This is a genomic window from Mycetohabitans endofungorum, assembly GCF_037477895.1.
GTDB lineage: Bacteria > Pseudomonadota > Gammaproteobacteria > Burkholderiales > Burkholderiaceae > Mycetohabitans.
This window is the reverse complement of sequence record NZ_CP132744.1, coordinates 681,488-701,231: the sequence shown is the minus strand read 5'-3', so window position 1 is coordinate 701,231 and position 19,744 is coordinate 681,488. Positions and strand designations below refer to the sequence as shown.

Genomic DNA, 19,744 nt, shown 5'->3' with positions numbered 1-19,744 from the left:
CGGATTCGACGTTCGGTCATGCAGGCTGTGGGTTGGCCCCATGCCACGCAACATTGCGTCACCAGCGATCGGATGGCGTCAGAAAAGAATCTCCCGCCAACACGAAAGCTTTTGTTCGAACGACAGCATCGCATGGGCCGGACTCGACGAAGGCAGTACGAGCGTCTCATAGCCCGCGGCACCGATCACATCGGCAAACCGCCCCGCCGTCTTGCCGTTGAAGCACACCTTCTTCAGCAACGGTGCATGCGATTTCAACGACACGAAGTCGTTCGGCTTCGCATGGCGAATCGCCGAATCGAGACTGCCCTCGCGATGACACGCGGCGAGCACGTCCCATATCCCGATTCCGTGCTTCAACACGCGTTCGAGCCGCGCGTCATACGCAAGCTCCTGCAACTCAGGCTCGTTAAGCACCGCGCCCAATAACCGCCAGAACTGATTGCGAGGATGCGCATAGTACTGCCCTGCCCCGAGCGATGCCTCACCGGGAAAGCTGCCCAGCACCAGAATCGTCGTATCGGGCCGGATTACCGGCGGAAAACCTTGCAACATCAGCAGTTTAAAGGGTTGTCATGGTCCACATGGCCGGCAAGAAGCATTCGGTCACCATCAGCGGTAGCCGATGGCGGGTAAACACCGAGCGCCGCGCGACGCATGCATGCGGCCGATCCGGGCCTAACTGTGCGACAGCGAGCCGGTACAGCGGATGGGCGCCATCGACGCGCCGGCTGACGATCGGCGAGCGTGTCACCGTCATGTCCGCATACAGCAGCTCGGCCAACGCTCGCGTACGCAGCCGTCGTACGGCTTGCCATACGCCCCAGCTCGCGCGCAGCGGCGTGACACTGTGCGCAGCCACCACGGCCACGCCATCCACTGCGAGCACTGCCTCGCGAATCCACACCGGCGCGCGGCGTGCGAGGCGCAACACGCGCGCCTCGTCGCGCCACGCGACGCCAACCTTCTCACAGGTGACCCGCACGGTCACCCGACCGAGCGTGCCCAAATGGCACGTGAGCGAGCCCGCGCGTGTTACCCAGTCCTTCTGTGCGGCGCTAAAGACAGCACGCGGTTGCACCCGCCAACCGTCGCCGTGCGCACAAAACTGGCCGCCCGAGCGCCGCTCAAGCGTGTCGTTCAATGCGTGCCCGACAGCAACAACGTGTTGGTGCGCTTGACAAAGCTCGCTGGATCATCGAGCGCGCCCCCCTCGGCGAGCAGCGCCTGATCGAACAGCAAATGGCACCAGTCGGCAAAGTCCGCTGCGTCCGGCGACAGCCGCTTGATCAGCGCATGTTCCGGGTTTACTTCGAGGATCGGATGGAAATCGGGCGCTTTCTGGCCAGCCGCCTTCAACATTCGCTGCAAGTAGCCACTCATCTCTCCCTCGTCGGCCACCAGGCAGCTTGGCGAGTCGGTCAGGCGGAACGTGAGACGCACGTCCTTGGCCTTTTCCTTGAGCACGTCCTTCATTCGCTCGACCAGCGGCTTCAGGTCCTCACCGACCTTTTCCTGAGCCTTTTTCTCCTCGTCGTTCAACGCACCCAGATCCAGATCGCCACGGGCGACGCTGGCCAACGGCTTGCCGTCAAACTCATGCAGGAACGACAGCATCCATTCGTCGACGCGATCGGTCAGCAGCAGCACCTCGACACCCTTCTTGCGGAATACTTCAAGATGCGGACTGTTGCGCGCAGCCTGCCAACTGTCGGCGGTCACATAGTAAATCTTCGTCTGCTCCGGCTTCATCCGCGCGACGTAGTCAGCCAGCGACACATTCTGCTCGGCGCTGTCGGTTTGCGTCGACGCGAAGCGCAGCAGCTTGGCGATGCGCTCCCGGTTCGCGAAGTCCTCGCCCAGGCCCTCCTTGAGCACCTGGCCGAATTCGCGCCAGAACGTCGCGTACTTCTGCTTGCCGGCGTCGTCGTCGGCGCCAGCCAGTTCCTCGAGCATCGACAGCACTCGCTTGGTGACGCCGTCGCGGATCGCCTTCACGTCGCGGCTCTCCTGCAGAATCTCACGCGACACATTCAACGGCAGGTCGTTTGAATCGACCACGCCCTTGATGAAGCGCAGGTAATTGGGCAACAACTGCTCGGCCTCATCCATGATGAACACGCGCTTCACATACAGCTTCAGCCCGCCGCGATGGTCGCGATTCCACATATCGAACGGGGCACGACCAGGCACGTACAGCAACTGGATATATTCGCTGCGTCCCTCGACGCGGTTGTGGGTCCAGGCAAGCGGCGCCTCGTGATCGTGCGACAAATGCTCGTAGAAGTGCTTGTACTGCTCGTCGCTGATCTCGCTCTTGGCACGCGTCCACAGTGCGCTAGCCTGGTTGATGGTCTCGTCCTCGTCTTTGACGACCATCTCGTTCTTTTCAGCGTCCCACTCCTCCTTCTTCATTAGAATCGGCAGGCCAATATGATCCGAGTACTTCTGGATGATCGACTTGAGTCGGTAGGAGGACAGCAGCTCGTCTTCGCCCTCGCGCAGATGCAGCGTGATCGATGTGCCGCGCTGCGCACGTTGGATCGTCTCGACGCTGAATTCGCCATCGCCAGTGCTTTCCCAGCGCACCCCCTGGTCGGCGGGCAAGCCAGCGCGGCGCGATTCCACAGTGATCCGGTCCGCGACGATGAAGCCGGAATAGAAGCCGACGCCGAACTGGCCGATCAGTGCCGCGTCCTTTTGCTGATCGCCGGACAGTTTGGCAAAGAACTCCTTGGTCCCTGAACGCGCGATCGTGCCCAGGTGCGAGACCGCGTCGTCACGGCTCATGCCAATCCCGTTGTCGTCAACCGTGATCGTGCGTGCAGCCTTGTCGTACGCGATCCGGATACGCAGGTTTGGGTCGTCTTCATACAACCCGGCATCGGCGATCGCCTCGAAACGCAATTTGTCCGCCGCGTCGGACGCATTCGAAATCAGCTCACGCAGGAAAATTTCCTTGTTGCTGTACAGCGAGTGAATCATCAGTTGCAGAAGCTGCTTGACTTCCGCCTGGAAGCTCATGGTTTCTTGCGCCATAGTCTAGGTCCTTTCAGCGAGTTGACGTCAACGGCACGAGGCCAGGTTTGTCCGTGTCCGCGCAAATGGGGACGGCCCGCGCCAAATTCAAGACTTGCCCAGAGACCGCGACAGAAACGCAGACAGCCCCGGGTCGCCGCAGTTCGCGACGTTAAAGCGCCGCCTGGCGTATGCCGTCCAGCATCACGGCCCCCGCCGACGTGCGCCCGGGCAACGCTGTCCTGCGTTACATTGTCGATGATGGCGGGTGCTGCGGCGCGCCGGTATGCAGTTTTCTGATCCGGCCCGGCCGGTCTCACCCTTGTATTTTCCTCACCCTTTGGAGTCCCCATGTCGAATGTGTACGATCAACTGAAGACGCTCGGCATCGAGCTACCGACTGCCGGCGCACCGGCGGCCGCTTACGTGATGAGTGCGCAGGCAGGCAAGACCGTGTTCCTGTCCGGCCATATCGCCAAAAGGAACGGACAAGTCTGGACCGGCAAGCTCGGTGACACAATTGGCACGGAAGAAGGACAACAGGCGGCGCGCAGCATTGCCATCGATCTGATTGCGACGCTGCACGCGCACGTGGGCGATCTGAACCACGTCAAGCGCATTGTCAAGATGATGAGCCTGGTCAATTCGACGCCGGACTTCACCGAGCAGCACTTGGTGACGAACGGGGCGTCGGAGCTGTTTGTGACGGTGTTCGGGGAACGCGGCAAGCATGCCCGCTCGGCGTTCGGCGTCGCGCAGATTCCGCTGGGTGCTTGCGTGGAAATCGAACTGATCGCCGAAGTCGAATAACGGCATCTGTGCCCCGCCCCGCGGCGCGCCGTTTCCTTGCCGGTGCTTGGAACTGCCCACGACAACGCAACGATTCGAGTAGATCGATCATGAGACGAGGCAACGCGAGGTTCTGGGGTGCAATGGCGAGGCGCGTCAACGACACGAAGCGCGAACCGTGGATCGACAGCAATACGGTAACGGCCATAGATGGAACGTTCCAGGCACGATTCAGCCGACTTCGGACAGATTTCTTATATATCCCGAGTAGACAGCGTAGGCGCGCCGCCATTCTTCCCGCATAATCTGCTGGCGTCACAGGCAGCATCCAGGCGTTACACGGTACCCTAACAAGGTGGGGGCGTTTTACGCGTGGCGCTGTTTTAATTACCATTGTTTGAGCGCCCGCGCGGCACGGCCTTTGGCGGTTCTGCATCACGCCCCGTCATCGCATTGGACACGCCGCCGCACGGGGATATTCACCCCCTATCACGGCCTGGCTCCATGACTCTTCCGCTGACTCCCTCGGCACGCGAAGCGCGTTTGCGCCGTGACGCGGCGGTGTCCAGGCAGCGATCTCTGTGGGTCATCCCAGCTCTCGGGTTATTGGTGCTGATCCTGCTGTGGGCAGTAATCTATACGCGGCTGCAAGTGGAGCGGGACAATGCCCAGCGCGAAGCCACAGCTTCGGCCGCGCTGCTGTCCGCGGCTTTCGAACAACATACGGTCAAGGCCATTCACCAGGTCGACCAGATCACCCGCTTCGTCAAATACGAATTCGAGAAGTCGCCGCAGCGCTTTAAATTAGCCAGCACGATCGAGAAGGGCGTGATCCAGAGCGACACACTGATTCAGGTGTCGCTGGTTGACGAGCATGGCTATCTAATCGCGAATACAGAGGATTCGCGGCCTAAGCCGCTGAATTTGTCCGACCGCGAGCATTTTCAGGTCCATAAGCACGAGACGTTCGACCAGCTGTATATTAGCAAGCCGGTACTAGGCCGAGTATCGCACCAATGGACGTTGCAACTCACGCGCCGACTCAACTATCCCGACGGCTCGTTCGCGGGTGTGGTCGTGGTGTCGGAAGACCCGAGCTATTTCACCAATGACTTCTATAACAGCGCGGCAATTGGCCGCGACGGCGTGATATCGGTAATCGCCGACACCGGCGCGGTGCTGGCGCGCCGCACTGGCAACACACTGAACGCACCCGGCGCGTTTTCTGCGACCGGCAGCTATCCGCTGTCTGAACATGTGTCCGGCACGTACCGCGACCCGATCGATGGCGTGATGCGCATCGTGTCGTATCGCCACATCGACGGCTACCCGCTCGGCGTCATGGTGGGCCTATCGCAAAAGGAAGAATTTGCCGATTATGAACACACTCGCAATATCTACCTGTTGATGGCCGGGTGCATTTCGATCGCGATCCTCGGCTTCTTCGGCGTGGCCACAGGCTTGATCCGCAAGCTGCTCGGCCGTGAACGCGAGATGACGCACCTCGTCGAGTATGACTTGCTGACCGGCTTGCCGAACCGCTACCAGACGCTGCAGATTTTGCGCACCGAAGTCTCGCAGCCGGCAAACGTCGGCCGGCTCGCATTGCTGTTCATCGACCTGGACAATTTCAAGACGGTCAACGATACGCTCGGCCACAACGCCGGAGACATTGTGCTGCAAATGACATCGGCACGGCTCGCACAGACGGTCGATGGCAACGGTATCCTCTCGCGCATCGGCGGCGACGAGTTCGTTGTGATCGTCAAGGAGGATCACGTTGAACCGAAGGTGGTCCAATTGGCCGAGGCGATTGCCGGCAGTTTCCTGAGGCCATTCGACGTGCGCGGCAGCTCATTCGTGCTGCACGCAAGCATCGGCATCGCGCTGCTCTCCAGTACTAGCGAAAGCGAGATCGATTTGCTGAAAAAGGCCGACCTGGCGATGTACAGCGCCAAGGATGCCGGCCGCGGATGCTATCAGTTCTATTCGCCGCAGCTCGCGCACCGCGCCGACCATTTGATGAAATGGGAGCAGCAACTGCGCGTCGCACTTGCCGAAGGGCAGTTGTTTCTCGCCTACCAGCCCAAGATCGACTTGGCGCGCCGCTGCATCACCGGCTTCGAGGCACTGCTCCGCTGGAACCACCCGCAGCATGGCGAGATTACCGCAAGCGAGTTCATCACGATTGCCGAGTCCACCGGTTTGGTCGTGCCGATTGGCGACTATGTGATCGACAGCGCATGCCAACAGCTTGCGCAATGGACCTCGCTCGGCTACGACACACTGTCGCTGGCCATCAACATCTCGGCCGTGCAGTTCTGGCGCGGCGATGTGTTCGGGGCCGTGGAGCAGGCGCTGGACCGCTATAAATTGTCTGCACGGCGCATCGAACTCGAGATCACGGAAACGGCGATGATGGAGTATCCCGAAATCGTGTCGGAGAAGGTCGCCGCGCTCAAGCGGCTTGGCGTGCGCATTGCACTGGATGACTTCGGCACCGGTTATTCGTCGCTGTCCTACTTGAATCGTTTTGCCGTCGACACACTGAAGATCGACCGCTCGTTCGTCCAGGCCATTCCCGCGGACCGCAATGTCTGCGTTATGGTGTCGGCAATCGTCAATCTGGCCCGCTCGCTAGGGTTGACCGTGGTCGTTGAAGGCACGGAAACCGAAGAGCAGATTGCATGGCTGTCGGGACTGGGCAACATCGAGGCACAAGGCTTCCTGTTCTCGCGCCCGGTGCCGCCCGACGGGGTGCTTGCGCTGCTCGAGCACTTCGGGGTTTGTCCATATTCTGAACCAGGAGGCGTCGCAGCAACGCACGCCGTGCAACCACGTGTGTCCGCTTGAATCTCGTGCCGTGCCGCATAATCGATCTCACCTTCCATCCGTTGCCTCCTCACCAGCCGCGCCGGCGCCCTCGTCTGCCACCGGCGTCGATGGTGGACCGCTTCAGCCGCAGACAACGCAGGATGTGCCATCCCGCCAAGAGCCATTGTGGTCGCTGCTGCTGGTCATCGCTGGGCTATCATCCGTTTCATGGGGTGGGCTGTCGCTGATCGCACAACTGGAGCGTCACTATGTTGAGCGCAAGCAACTGTTCAACCGGCTCGACTACCTGAACCTGGTCGCGCTGGCCTGGCTGATTCCCGGGCCGGTCGGCTGCAATGTCGCGATCCAGATCGGCGCCGCACTGCGGGGCTGGCGGGGCGCGTGGATGGCCGGTCTTGGCAGCGTGGTGCCCTTCGCGATCGTGATGACCGTGCTGGCGATGTTCTATCGCACGCCGACCGTGGCGTCGCTCGCATCGCAATCGCTGGTCACGCACTTCAGCGTCGTACTGGCATCGTTAATCGGCACGACCTGGATCAAGCAGGTGCGCACCTTGATACAACGCCCGATCGACTGGGCCACGGCCATCGTGGCCAGCGTCACGCTGCTGCTCCTAAATAGCCCGGCCATCTATGTCGCGCTGCTTGGCACCGCGTTCACATTGGGTTGGTTCACGAGTCCGGCGTCTGAGCAGCAGACGAAATCAGCATTCGTGCTGTGCCGCACCGACTCACTGCTGCTGGCCTTGCTCGCCGTACTACTCGGACTGTACGCATTGCCATTGCCGCTGCCATCGAGCAACGCCATGCTGTTGCTGTGGCCCCGGCTGGCCGGTGCGGGCCTGACACTATTCGGCGGCGGATTCTCGGCGCTGCCGGTATTGAAGACGTTGTTCGTGCCGCCGATCCTGGACATTTCCGACAGCGAATTCACTTTCGTTTTCGCGCTGTCGCCAGTCTCGCCCGGTCCGTTGTTGAACGTGGTGCCGTTCTTCGGGTATCTGGTCGGACACATCCCCGGCGCGCTGTTCGCCACCTTTTCGGTATTCGTGCCATCGGCAACGCTGGTGGTGATCGCGCAGCGCAACTTAAAGGTGCTCGAATCGCACCCGCGTTTCAAGTCCGCAATGCGAGTGTTGCGCGTGGCGACAACGGCTTTTCTCATATCGGCCGTCGCCAAGATCGCCTGGCAAGTACCCATGGAGCCAATCTACGCGGTCACCGCCACGTTCGCGCTGACGTGCTTCTGGCGCGCCAAGGTGCCGGTCTATGCGGTGTACGGGACCGTGGCGCTCACCTACGGGCTGGTCCTCTGGCAAACCGCGTAGCGGCCACGGTCAGAAACGCCCGATCACGCCCAGCGCAGTGGCTACCGCACCGAGCGCGAGGTTGAGCGCCACCAGCCGGCGCAGGCCCGTGACGACACGGGCGCCGTCTGGCCAGTTCTGCGCTTGGACCGCGCGCTGCAGCCGCGGGTATAACGCGAAGCGGATGTGGCCGAACAGTAGCATCATGAGTACACCGATCGCGGCCATCGCATGCATCGGCCAGTTCGCCTGCGCGCCGCCCAGCGTCACCAACATGAATATGCCAGTGGCCAGGATCACGACGATCGCCACCGCGACCAGCCAGAAGAACCGGCCGAATACCGAATCCAGCAACGGCAGGCGCAATTGCGGCGACACGTCGGACAACGCTGGACGCAGGCAAAATTGCACGAACGTCATGCCGCCGACCCATATCACGACCGCGGCGATGTGCAAGAACATCGCCGCCTCCAGCACTTTCAACATGCTCGTTTCTCCGTAATCGTCATGCCGGCTGCCCGAGCAATACCGGGCGCATGCCCGACACCTTGAACTTGACCGCCGGCGCCTTGCCACGCCGCGCACGCTTGCCGACGTAGGGCGCGAGTGCAGCACCAACCAGTGTCTCCTGCTGCGGCTTGCCACCCCGCCCGGCGCCACTGAGCAACAACCCGCCCTGGCCGATCGCCAGCGCCTGGAGCAACTGCTCGTTGCCGTCCAGGCCAATCAATGTCACGCCACGTCCGCCGCTGGACAATGTCTTCATCTCGTCCAGCCCAAACACCAGCAGGCGTGTCTCGTCCTTCGCGCCGAGTGCCAGACATGCAACCTGCGACGCATCCGGCCACATGGGCATCGGCGCGAGCGGCTGCGCGCCAGCATCAATCGTCATGAACGACTTGCCGGCCTTCACGCGGCTGATCATGTCACCGATCCGCGCGATGAAACCGAAGCCGTTGCTTGAGGCGAGTAGCAACGGCTGTTCCAGCGACGCAGCGAAATAGTGCATCAGATGGGTGCCAGCCTCCAATTCGATCAACGACGTGACCGGCACGCCATCACCGCGCCCGCCCGGCAGCGCCGCGACCGGCACCGAATACACGCGACCATTGCTGCCCCACGCCACCAGCGTATCGGGCGTGCGGCACTGGAACGCGGCATACAAGCTATCGCCAGCCTTGAACGTGAAGCCTGACGCATCTAGCCCGTGTCCTTTCAGCGTACGGGCCCAGCCGCGCTGCGAGACGACGACCGTCACCGGCTCGTCGACGACCCGCGCCTCGAACGTCGCGCGCTTGTCTTGCTGGATCAGCGTGCGGCGCGCATCGCCGAACTGCTTCGCATCGGCTTCGATTTCCTTGATAATCAGCCGCTTCATCGCCACGTCGCTATCCAGCAACTGCTCGAGCCGGGTCTTTTCGTCGCGCAGCTCGCCCAGCTCCTTCTCGATCTTGATCTTTTCCAGTCGCGCCAATTGGCGCAAACGGATTTCGAGAATGTCGTCCGCCTGCCGCTGCGATAACCCAAAAGCCGCGATGAGCGCCGCCTTCGGTTCATCAGACTCGCGAATGATCCGGATCACTTCGTCCAGGCTCAGGAAAACGATCATCCGGCCTTCTAGGATATGGATCCGGTCCTGCACCTTGGACAGTCTGAACCGCGTTCGCCGCGTCACGGTCGCGAAGCGGTAGCCAATCCATTCGCGCAGGATCTCGCCCAGCCCCTTTTGCCGCGGCCGACCATCGGCGCCGATCATCACCAGGTTGATCGGCGCACTGGATTCCAGGCTCGTGTACGCAAGCAACGTATTGATGAACTCGGTCTGGTCGATGCGGCTGGACTTCGGTTCGAACACGAGCCGTACCGGCGAGTCCTTGCCAGACTCGTCGCGCACCGCGTCGAGCAGCGCGAGCAGGTTTTGCTTGGTCTGCAGTTGCTCGGGCGTCAACGTCTTCTTACCAAGCTTGACCTTCGGATTGGTCAACTCCTCGATTTCCTCCAGCACCTTCTGCGACGATGTGCTGGGCGGCAGCTCCGTGATCACCAGTTGCCACTGCCCGCGCGCCAACTCCTCAATCTTCCAGCGCGCGCGTACCTTCAGGCTACCGCGACCGCTTTCGTATGCCGCGGAAATCTCCGCTGGACTCGAAATGATCTGGCCTCCGCCCGGGAAGTCCGGGCCCGGTATCCGCTCCATCAGTGCTGCGTGATCCAGGTTCGGATTGCGGATCAGTTCGATGGCCGCCTGCGCGACCTCACGCAGGTTGTGCGGCGGAACCTCAGTAGCCATGCCGACCGCAATGCCGGATGCGCCGTTGAGCAACACGAACGGCAGGCGCACCGGCAACGACCTGGGCTCCTCGAACGAGCCATCGTAGTTCGCAATGAAGTCGACGGTGCCCTGCTCGATCTCATCGAGCAGCAGCCGCGCGATCGGCGTGAGCCTCGCTTCGGTATAGCGCATCGCTGCGGCGCCATCGCCATCGCGCGAGCCGAAATTGCCCTGCCCGTCGATCAGCGGGTAGCGCATCGAGAAATCCTGCGCCAGCCGTACCAGCGCCTCGTACGCGGACGAATCACCATGCGGATGGTACTTGCCCAGCACGTCGCCGACCACGCGCGCTGACTTGACCGGCTTCGCGTCGGCCGCCAGCCCCATCTCGTGCATCGCATACAGGATGCGACGTTGCACCGGCTTCTGACCATCGGTCACATCGGGCAGCGCACGACTCTTGACCACCGATACCGCATAGTCGAGGTAAGCGCGCTCAGCATAGTCGCCCAGCGTCAGGTACTCGCCGTCAGAGGGCGGCGAAAAATCCAATTCCAGTTCTTCACTCATTGGGTGACAGCCTCAAATTCAAGTCCACCGGGCATCGTGCGCAGCGGCGCCTAGCGGCATCGCGCACACCCTGCGTCAGATGTCCGCCTGCGCCTCGTTGCCCTTTTCTTCGAGCCACGCGCGACGGGCAGCGGCTTCGCCCTTGCCCATCAGCATCGTCATGCGCCCGATGGTCGCATCGAAATCTAGGTCGCCCAGTTGCACGGGCATCAGCCGCCGGGTATCCGGGTTCATCGTCGTGTCCCACAACTGCTCGGCGTTCATCTCGCCCAGTCCCTTAAAGCGTGAAATCGTCCACGCAGACTCGCGCACGCCGTCTTTGCGCAGCTTGTCCACTATCGCCTCAAGCTCGCCTTCGTCCAGCGCGTAGAGTTTCTGCGCCGGCTTCTTACCCCGAGCCGGCGCGTCCACGCGAAACAGCGGCGGGCGCGCCACATACACGTGGCCGCGCTCGATGAGTTGGGGAAAGTGGCGAAAGAACAGCGTGAGCAGCAGCACTTGGATATGCGAGCCGTCCACGTCCGCATCCGACAAGATGCAGATCTTGCCGTAACGCAGATTCGACAGGTCGATCGCATCGTCGCTCACGTGCGGATCGACGCCGATCGCCACCGCGATGTCGTGCACTTCATTGTTCGCGAACAGCCGGTCGCGCTCCGTCTCCCACGTGTTGAGGACCTTGCCGCGCAGCGGCAGAATCGCCTGAAACTCCTTATCGCGACCCATCTTCGCCGAGCCGCCCGCGGAATCGCCCTCGACCAGGAACAACTCATTGCGCGCTACGTCCGTCGACTCGCAATCGACCAGCTTACCGGGCAACACCGCCACGCCGGAACTCTTACGCTTCTCGACCTTCTGGCCGGCACGGGTGCGCGCCTGCGCCTGCTTGATCACCAATTCGGCCAGCTTGCGTCCATGCTCGACATGCTGGTTGAGCCACAACTCCAGGCTTGGTCGCACGAACGAAGAGACCAGCCGGACTGCATCCCGGCTGTTGAGTCGCTCCTTGATCTGACCTTGGAATTGCGGATCGAGCACCTTCGCAGAGAGCACGAACGAGACCCGTGCAAACACGTCCTCGGCGAGCAACTTGACGCCCTTGGGCTGCAGGTTATGCAGCTCGACAAAGCTCTTGACCGCCTGGAACAAGCCGTCGCGCAGCCCGGACTCGTGGGTGCCACCCGCCGGCGTCGGAATCAGGTTCACATACGACTCGCGCAGCAGCGAGCCCTCCTCGGACCATGCGACGACCCATGATGCGCCCTCGCCCTCGGCGAACGTGTCGTCGGTCGTGCGTGACGACCCGGCGTATCGCTCGCCCTCAAACAGCGGGATCAATGTATCGTAGCCCGCCAGACCCTCGAGCAGATAACCACGTAGCCCATCATCGTATTTCCATGACTGCCGCTCGCCGGTTTTCTCGATGATCAACACCACCTCGACGCCGGGCAGCAGCACCGCCTTGGAGCGCAACAAACGCTGCAGTTCGGACTGCGGCAGGTTGGCCGAGTCAAAGTATCGCGGGTCGGGCCATGCCGTGACGCGGGTGCCGGATTTCTTGTCCATGCGGCCCTTAGCCGCGCGTACGGTGAGCGGGCGCACCACGTCGCCGTGCGAGAAGCCAATGTCGGCTACCTTGCCGTCCCGCCACACCGTGACATCGAGTCGCTGCGACAATGCATTGGTCACCGACACGCCCACGCCATGCAAGCCGCCGGAGAACGTATACGCGCCACCGGCAGCCTTGTCGAACTTGCCGCCCGCATGCAACCGGGTGAAGACGATCTCCACCACTGGCACCCCTTCTTCAGGGTGCAGGCCGAACGGAATACCCCGCCCGTCATCTTCGACGCTGACCGAACCGTCGGTATGCAGCGTCACGACGATTTGCGCGCCAAATCCGCCCAGTGCCTCGTCCGACGCATTGTCGATGACTTCCTGCACGATATGCAGCGGATTCTCCGTGCGCGTGTACATGCCCGGCCGTTGTTTCACCGGCTCGAGCCCCTTGAGCACCTTGATCGACGCTTCGCTGTATGCGGGACCGGATTTCTTTGTAGCCATGTTCCGATAAATTCCGCCGTTGTCCACAGTTGTTGTGGACAAACGCGTAGACAATTCGTTGAGTTCTTGAAAAAGCCCTGCCGAAACAACTCGCTCGTCACGATGCCCGCGAATCGTGCGCGCTGCCGGCGGCCGGGGTGGGAACGGGCGCTATTTTACCGGCTTGCGCTTGGCCTCCAGCCTCTCCCAGCGCTCGAGCGCGGCCAACAGCTCGTCGTCGATCGCCGCATAGCGCTCGGTGAGCCGCGTGCCTTCGGCCGGATCCGTCACGAAGATCGACCCGTCTTCCAGCCGCGCACTGATGGACTGCTGCTCCGCCTCGAGCTGTGCAATCCGCTCCGGCAACGCATCCAGCTCGCGCTGCTCGTTGAACGTCAGCTTGATGCTGCGCTTCTCATTGCGCGCTGAGGCGGCGCTGGGGGCGTCATGCAACGCACTGTCGCCGTTCGGTGCGGCCGGGAGGTGTGCGGCGGCCTTCGCCGGCAGCCCTGCACCGGCCTGCGCCAGCACATCGGCGCGCGCCTTCTGCATCTGCCAATCCGAGAAACCGCCGACGTACTCGCGCCACTGGCCGTTTCCTTCCGCCGCGATCACCGATGTGACAACGTTGTCCAGGAAAGTGCGGTCATGGCTCACGAGCAGCACCGTGCCGTCATAGTCGGTCAACAGCTCCTCGAGCAGTTCGAGCGTCGGAATGTCCAGGTCGTTGGTCGGCTCGTCCAAGACCAGCACATTCGCGGGCCGTGCGAACAGTCGCGCCAGCAATAGCCGATTGCGCTCACCGCCGGACAATGATTTGACTGGCGAGCGGGCGCGTTCCGGCGAAAACAGGAAATCGCCCAGGTAGCTCATCACATGCTTGCGGGCACCGTTGATCTCCACCCAGTCGCTGCCCGGACTGATTGTGTCCGCGAGGCTGCGCTCAGGGTCCAACTGCGCGCGCATCTGATCGAAGTATGCAATTTGCAGATTCGTGCCGGTGCGCACCCAGCCTTCGTCCGGTGCGATCTCGCCGAGCATCAGCTTAAGCAGCGTGGTCTTGCCCGCGCCGTTCGGGCCGACGAAGCCAATTTTGTCGCCGCGCATCACAGTGGTCGAAAAACACGCGACGACCGTCTGCCCACCGTAGCGCTTAGTCACATCGGTGAGTTCGGCGACGATCTTGCCGGACTTGTCGGCCTGGCTTACGTCAAGGCGCACGTTGCCCTGCACGTTACGCCGCTGCGCGCGCTCGTTGCGCATCTGCACAAGGCGTGCGATGCGCCCGATACTGCGCGTGCGACGCGCCTCGACGCCCTTGCGGATCCAGATCTCCTCCTGGGCGAGCAACTTGTCAAACTTCGCATTCTCGACCGCCTCCACTTCGAGCTGCTGCGCCTTGCGTGTCTGATAGGCCGAGAAGTTACCCGGGTATGACAACAGACGCCCGCGATCGAGTTCGACGATGCGGGTCGCGACGCGGTCGAGGAACGCGCGATCGTGCGTGATGAACAACACGCTGCCGCGCAGCGACAACAACAGCGCCTCGAGCCAGCGTATCGAATCAAAATCGAGATGGTTGGTCGGCTCGTCCAGCAATAGCACATCGGGCTGCGTCACTAGCGCGCGGGCCAGCGCAACGCGTTTGAGCAGACCACCAGAGAGCTGATCCACCCGCGCGTCGCCCTCCAGGCCCAATTGCGCGAGCGTGGTCGCGACCCGGGTGCGCCATGCCCATCCGTCATGCGCGTCCAGCGCGCCCTGCAGCACATTCATGCGCGCCAACAACGCGTCATGCGACGGGCCTTCGGGCGTATCGGCCAGCGCGTGCGCAACGCGGTCGTACTCGTTGAGCAGCGCACGGGTGTGCTCGAGCCCCGCGGCCACCGCGTCGAACACGCGCATGTCAGGGTCGAAGACCGGCTCTTGCGGCACATAGACAGTCGTGAGTGCCTGCGCACGGGTGATCAAGCCGTCGTCGGGCTTGGCCAGGCCGGCGACGATCTTCAGCAACGATGACTTGCCCGCACCGTTGCGGCCGATCAGGCCCACCCGCTCGCCCGGCTCGATCGAGAAGTCCGCGTGGTCAAGCAGTGCGACATGGCCGAACGCGAGTTGCGCGCCGGTGATGGAAAACAGCGACATCGGCTCAAGAAAAGGGCAGAAAACACCCATTGTACCGGCCGGACACAAGCCACTGTGCGTGAATCCGTATCGGGCGATTGGCCGATGTAGGCCGCGCCTTGCGTTACGCTAAGATACCGGCTTTCCAAGCAGGCCAAAAAGGCCCAAGGTTGCAGCCGTGTCTGACGTGATTGAATACAAGAGCTGGGTCTGCCTAATTTGCGGGTGGATCTATAACGAGGCAGACGGGCTGCCGGACGAAGGGATTGCTCCCGGCACGCGCTTTGCCGATATCCCAGCGCAATGGCGTTGTCCGTTGTGCGACGTCAGCAAAGCCGACTTCGCCGTGGTGGAATTCTGAGCGCCGCGCCGATGCGCGTCGGGATCGTGCTCGTGGTATCCTTACGACCCCGTGATCCTGACCACTCCCGATCGCACGGCATGCTACCGGTACGCGGCTTCGGACAGGTCACCGGGTCGCATGTCGTCGATGATGACGCCCTCTCGCCGTAGCACAATGGATAGTGCACGCGCCTCCTAAGCGTGAGATTCAGGTTCGATTCCTGACGGCGGGACCATATTGGCTGACGGCCCGTATACTCATGATCCGCCGGCGCTTCGCATAGGGCACCGCGTCGCGATGATGTGGTGCACCGCACATAAATGCTATCCATCGGACGGTAAGGTGTGGCAAACCCACTGCGATGCGCGGGTGCGAGCGCACCGCGCGGTTCCTGCATGTCCCGGACCGGGCAGTGCGACGCGAACCGCTTTCTCACGCCAGATATGACTCTTTCCGGACGTGTATCCACGAGCACGCTGCTGACCGTTGTTGTGCCCGTCTACAATCTCGAAGACTGCATCGCGAATGCATTGCAGTCGATACTCAAGCAACGCCATCTCGACGAGATCACGACACTGGTGATCGACGACGGCTCGACTGACCGCTCCCGCGAGCGCATCGACGCGATCGTGCGAGCCAATCCGCACGCTGATATCCGGATGATCACGCAGCCCAACGGCGGATGCAGCGCGGCCCGTAATACCGGCATCGCACAAGCGCAGTCGCCGTACCTGGCCTTTCTGGATGGCGACGACACGTGGGAACCGGACTTCTCCGACAAGATCATTCCGATCCTGCGGATAGGGCGCGCCGACGTGATCGATTACAACATCTGGATCGTAGGGCGCAACGGCAAGCAATCGGACGAGCTGACGATGATCGGCGCCGAGTGGGCTGGCGAGCATCAGGTGGACGATCGGCTGCTACTGGATGTCGCAGCCACCTACGAGATGTTCGCGTGGGCCCGTATTTACCGGCGCTCGCTGTGGCATGGCATCGCGTTCCCGCCTGCCCAACTGTACGAGGACGCCGCGGTCACGCCGCACCTGTATTTGCGTGCCCGCACAGTGCACCGGCTCAGCGAGCGCCTGTACAACTACTATCGACGCTCGGGCAGCATCACGCAAGTCATGAACATGCGCAGCGTGCAGGACCTGGCCAAGAATGTCGAGCGAGCGCTATCGCAATGCGCTGACCCGGCGCACCGGAATTACTGGATGACGCTCACTGCGATGGGATTCGCACACGCGCGTCGGGAAGCGGCCCGCGTCGATGGCCATGCGCTGGGCGACGCGCTGCGCATCATCGACACGCTGGCCCAGCATTGCCGTACCGTCACGCAGGCCTACCCAGAACTGGCCAAACACGCGTCATTTGACCGCTATCGCGGTGCAATGTATCGGGAGCGTGCAGTGTTTCTAGCCAAGCGCGCGATCAAGCGCCTGATCGGTCGGGAGCGGCGCCTGGGAGCACCGCCTGCCGCGGGTAAAAAGACCTCGGCCGCGGTACCCGCGCTGCAAGACGAGCACTGAACAAAACGCTGCGGCACATTCGCTGAATGCCGCGCATGAAACACGCCCACGTGATGCCGCACCAGCCAGCGCGCCGGCCGCGACGCGAACAGAAGGCCCGTGGCGACGTGCTCCACCAACGCCATGTCGCCAGCACCAGGCCGTTGAACAGATACATGTTGGCCGATGGTGTTGGCACATTGAATTGTCACGAAGCTGTGGTATGTGCAGCCACGCCCTTGGTCAGGCAATCGCCGACGTACGGGCCGCCGCGGCCAGATCCATTAATATTGCCGGTTTCGCCGTTACCTTCCCCTCATATTGTCATGACCGTGCATCGCGAACCGCTCAGTGTGATCATCATCACGCTCAATGAGGCCCACGACATCGAAGCCTGTCTGGCGTCCGTGCGCGACCTGGCTGATGAGATCGTCGTGGTCGACGCCGGTAGCACCGATGCGACGGTGCAGATCTGCGAGCGCTTCGGCGCACAGGTCGTCACAGCAGACTGGCCGGGGTTCGGCCCTCAGAAGAATCGGGCGCTCGCGCTCGCCACCCGGCCGTGGGTGCTGTCGCTGGATGCCGACGAGCGCGTGACGCCACAGTTGAGGGAATCGATCGAAGCGGTGCTGGCCGGGCGCGGGCCATCCGGCTATATAGGGTATGCGATGTCCCGCCGCTCGCAATTTTGCGGCCGCTGGGTCAATCACTCGGGCTGGTCGCCGGATTGGGTGGTCCGGTTGTTCCGCCGCGAAGCGGCCAAATTCTCGGACGATGCCGTGCACGAGCGGCTAATCGTCGAAGGCCCCACCGGGCGCCTTGACGGCCGGTTACTGCACTACAGTTATCGCTCTGGCGAAGAGGTGGCGAACAAGACACTGGCCTATGCTCGCGCCGGCGCCCGGATGTTGCGCGCGCGCGAGCGCCGCATCAGCGCATTGGCCCCCCTCGCACACGGCGGCTTTGCTTTCGTGCGCACGTTCATGTTGCGAGCTGGATTCCTCGACGGGCTGACGGGCCTGGGCATCGCGCGGATGAATGCGCGGGCGACGTTCCTAAAATACCATTATGCGCGGCGCGCAGACCGGTCAGCGCGCGGCGACAGCGGCACCGGCAGCACCTGGCGGGGGCTGCGCATTGGATTGTCGTGCCAGGCGCTGCGCCACGCCGGCGGCTTCGAGCGCTACGCGCGCGACATCATTGGCGCAATGGCCGCGCGGGGCGTCCGCCCCATCGTCTTCGCCCGCAAATTCGATAAAACGCTGCCCGAGTACAGACTCGTCGACGCGCAAGCCATCCGGGTCAACTGGCTGCCGCGCGCGCTGCGCGACGCGGCGTTCTCCTGGCGGCTGCGCGCGCGCCGTACACGCAGCCAAGCGGACATCGTGATCGCGTGCAATCGGGTCGACTCAGCCGACATCGTCGTATGCGGCGGCACGCATCCGGGCGCATTGCGCCATGGTCGCAACAAGCCAAAGTGGAATGACGGCTGGCAAACCGCGCTGGAGCGCCACACCTATCGCAACGCGGGCGTGGTCGTCGCCCACTCCAAGATGATGGCACAAGAAGTCCAGCAGTATTTCGGCATCGCGCCGGACAAGATCCGTGTCATCTATCCCCCGGTGCGCAGCGACTGCTTCGCGCCGATGGCGCCGGCACAGCGCGATGCGATGCGGGCACAGCTCGGCATCCCCGACGGACACGCCGCGTTTGTGTTCGTAGCCAACACCGGCAAGGGATTCGAACTGCTACGCGCGTACTTCGAGGCGAGCGCCGAGCCGGTCTGCCTGTTGGTCACGGGCCGCCCAGTCGCCAGCTCATCGCCGCGGATCCGCTCGCTCGGCTATCGTACAGACATGCAATGCGTGTTCGGCGCAGCCGACTTCACGATCGTACCTGCGCCCTATGAACCGTTCGGGCTAGTGGGCATCGAATCGATCCTGTGCGGCACGCCGGTGCTCACCGCCGCTAACGTCGGCTGCGCCGAAGTCATCCGCGACGACGCGCAATGGCGCTTCTCGCACCTGGACGCGGGCAGTTTCGCCGCGGCGGTCGAGCAGGCGCTCACGCGCTGGCGCGCCGGCACCGCGCGGCTCACCCGGCCCGACGAGCATCTGCTGTACAACTACGATGTGGCGTCCCACACCGCGCACTTGCTAGCGCTGGCCTCGGAACTCGCCGGCCGTCGCGCGTAGCGCTGCATTTCGTCGCCCCGTGCGGCGCCCACCCCTGTCGCGCCGCGCGTAATGCTACACTCGTTCGTCTGGCACGAACGCTGCGTCACGCGCGCCGCACGGCAATGCCATACGGCCGCCGTCATGTCGCGGCACCGCGTGCCGTCAATCTACCGGAGCAATGTCCATGGCTGAATTTCGCATTTGGTCCGATCGGTTCTCGCACAATGGATTCATGCCTAAGCAGCAGGAATTCGATGACCGCTCGTTTGGCGTCGACGGCGGCAACGTGTCGCCCGCGCTGCAATGGGCCGACCCGCCCGCCGATACCAAAAGCTTCGCGCTGACCGTGTACGACCCGGACGCGCCGACCGGCAGCGGTTTCTGGCACTGGGTTCTCGTCAATATCCCGGCACACATGCGCTCGCTGCCGGATGGCGCCGGCAAGGCCGACGGCAGCCTGCTGCCAACCGGTGCGCTGCAGCTACGCAACGACTATGGCACGGTAGGCTTTGGCGGTGCAGCGCCGCCACGCGGCGACAAGCCTCATCGGTACGTGTTTCGCATCCACGCGCTAAAGATTGACGCGCTGCCACTTGGTACGGACGCGACCAACGCGGTGGCACGCTTCATGATCCACTTAAATGAAATCGACTCGGCCACCTATACAGGTCTGTACGAGCTGAAGTAATTGGGCACATGCGGGACTAGCGAGGGCTTGTCGCCGGCCTCGCGCTGCTGGCCACGCTTGGCGCGCAC

At 62.7% G+C, this 19,744-nt stretch carries 13 protein-coding genes, 1 tRNA gene and 2 pseudogenes; 9 read left to right on the top strand and 7 right to left on the bottom strand.

From position 1 onward, the window contains the following. Positions 1 to 78: 78 nt before the first annotated feature. The 3 genes and pseudogenes from RA167_RS03210 to htpG form a co-directional block, all read right to left on the bottom strand. The gene (locus tag RA167_RS03210) at positions 79 to 555 is read right to left on the bottom strand and encodes a DNA-deoxyinosine glycosylase (RefSeq protein ID WP_076786272.1); all 477 of its coding nucleotides are present in this window, start codon (positions 553 to 555) and stop codon (positions 79 to 81) included. Between the two features lie 25 nt (positions 556 to 580). Further along, positions 581 to 1,144, bottom strand: a pseudogene (locus tag RA167_RS03205) (chorismate--pyruvate lyase family protein); the annotation flags it as partial. Next, on the bottom strand, positions 1,141 to 3,039 hold the full coding sequence (gene htpG / locus RA167_RS03200; RefSeq protein WP_076786268.1) for a molecular chaperone HtpG: 1,899 nt from the start codon (positions 3,037 to 3,039) through the stop codon (positions 1,141 to 1,143). The pseudogene RA167_RS03205 and the gene htpG, both read right to left, overlap by 4 nt. Before the next feature lie 330 nt (positions 3,040 to 3,369). Between htpG and RA167_RS03195 the strand changes: the two genes are divergently transcribed. From RA167_RS03195 to RA167_RS03185, 3 genes are all read left to right on the top strand, one after another. Then, positions 3,370 to 3,828 (top strand): RidA family protein, encoded by a 459-nt coding sequence (locus tag RA167_RS03195; protein ID WP_076786266.1) that lies wholly within the window; start codon positions 3,370 to 3,372, stop codon positions 3,826 to 3,828. Between the two features lie 483 nt (positions 3,829 to 4,311). After that, a complete protein-coding gene (locus RA167_RS03190) occupies positions 4,312 to 6,660 on the top strand; it encodes a bifunctional diguanylate cyclase/phosphodiesterase (RefSeq protein WP_076786264.1) in 2,349 nt (782 codons plus the stop codon). A 124-nt stretch (positions 6,661 to 6,784) separates the two neighbouring features. Beyond that, positions 6,785 to 7,969 (top strand): chromate transporter, encoded by a 1,185-nt coding sequence (locus tag RA167_RS03185; RefSeq protein ID WP_076786262.1) that lies wholly within the window; start codon positions 6,785 to 6,787, stop codon positions 7,967 to 7,969. Positions 7,970 to 7,978: 9 nt separating this feature from the next. Here the strand turns inward: RA167_RS03185 and RA167_RS03180 are convergent, their stop codons facing one another. The 4 genes from RA167_RS03180 to RA167_RS03165 form a co-directional block, all read right to left on the bottom strand. Beyond that, positions 7,979 to 8,434, bottom strand: a complete 456-nt coding sequence (locus tag RA167_RS03180; RefSeq protein WP_076786260.1) for a DUF4149 domain-containing protein — start codon at positions 8,432 to 8,434, stop codon at positions 7,979 to 7,981. Positions 8,435 to 8,453: 19 nt separating this feature from the next. Beyond that, positions 8,454 to 10,790, bottom strand: coding sequence for a DNA topoisomerase IV subunit A (gene parC / locus RA167_RS03175; RefSeq protein ID WP_076786258.1), 2,337 nt, complete (start codon positions 10,788 to 10,790; stop codon positions 8,454 to 8,456). Positions 10,791 to 10,865: 75 nt separating this feature from the next. Beyond that, a complete protein-coding gene (gene parE / locus RA167_RS03170; RefSeq protein ID WP_076786255.1) occupies positions 10,866 to 12,854 on the bottom strand; it encodes a DNA topoisomerase IV subunit B in 1,989 nt (662 codons plus the stop codon). Between the two features lie 150 nt (positions 12,855 to 13,004). Continuing rightward, positions 13,005 to 14,978: an ATP-binding cassette domain-containing protein gene (locus RA167_RS03165; protein WP_139337069.1), complete on the bottom strand. Its 1,974-nt coding sequence runs from the start codon at positions 14,976 to 14,978 to the stop codon at positions 13,005 to 13,007. 157 nt (positions 14,979 to 15,135) lie between these two features. Here RA167_RS03165 and RA167_RS03160 point away from each other — a divergent pair, with 157 nt between their 5' ends. The 6 genes and pseudogenes from RA167_RS03160 (at position 15,136) to RA167_RS03140 (ending at position 19,676) form a co-directional block, all read left to right on the top strand. Further along, positions 15,136 to 15,318, top strand: coding sequence for a rubredoxin (locus RA167_RS03160; RefSeq protein ID WP_076786253.1), 183 nt, complete (start codon positions 15,136 to 15,138; stop codon positions 15,316 to 15,318). A gap of 142 nt (positions 15,319 to 15,460) precedes the next feature. After that, positions 15,461 to 15,535, top strand: a tRNA-Arg gene (locus RA167_RS03155). A gap of 160 nt (positions 15,536 to 15,695) precedes the next feature. Continuing rightward, on the top strand, positions 15,696 to 16,832 hold the full coding sequence (locus tag RA167_RS03150) for a glycosyltransferase family 2 protein (RefSeq protein ID WP_083706031.1): 1,137 nt from the start codon (positions 15,696 to 15,698) through the stop codon (positions 16,830 to 16,832). A 305-nt stretch (positions 16,833 to 17,137) separates the two neighbouring features. Continuing rightward, positions 17,138 to 17,887 (top strand): annotated as a pseudogene (locus RA167_RS15600) (glycosyltransferase family 2 protein); the annotation flags it as partial. Between the two features lie 66 nt (positions 17,888 to 17,953). After that, entirely contained in the window at positions 17,954 to 19,006 is a 1,053-nt protein-coding gene (locus tag RA167_RS15595) for a glycosyltransferase family 4 protein (protein WP_255710783.1), read from the top strand. A 166-nt stretch (positions 19,007 to 19,172) separates the two neighbouring features. After that, on the top strand, positions 19,173 to 19,676 hold the full coding sequence (locus RA167_RS03140; protein WP_076786252.1) for a YbhB/YbcL family Raf kinase inhibitor-like protein: 504 nt from the start codon (positions 19,173 to 19,175) through the stop codon (positions 19,674 to 19,676). Positions 19,677 to 19,744 lie beyond the last annotated feature (68 nt).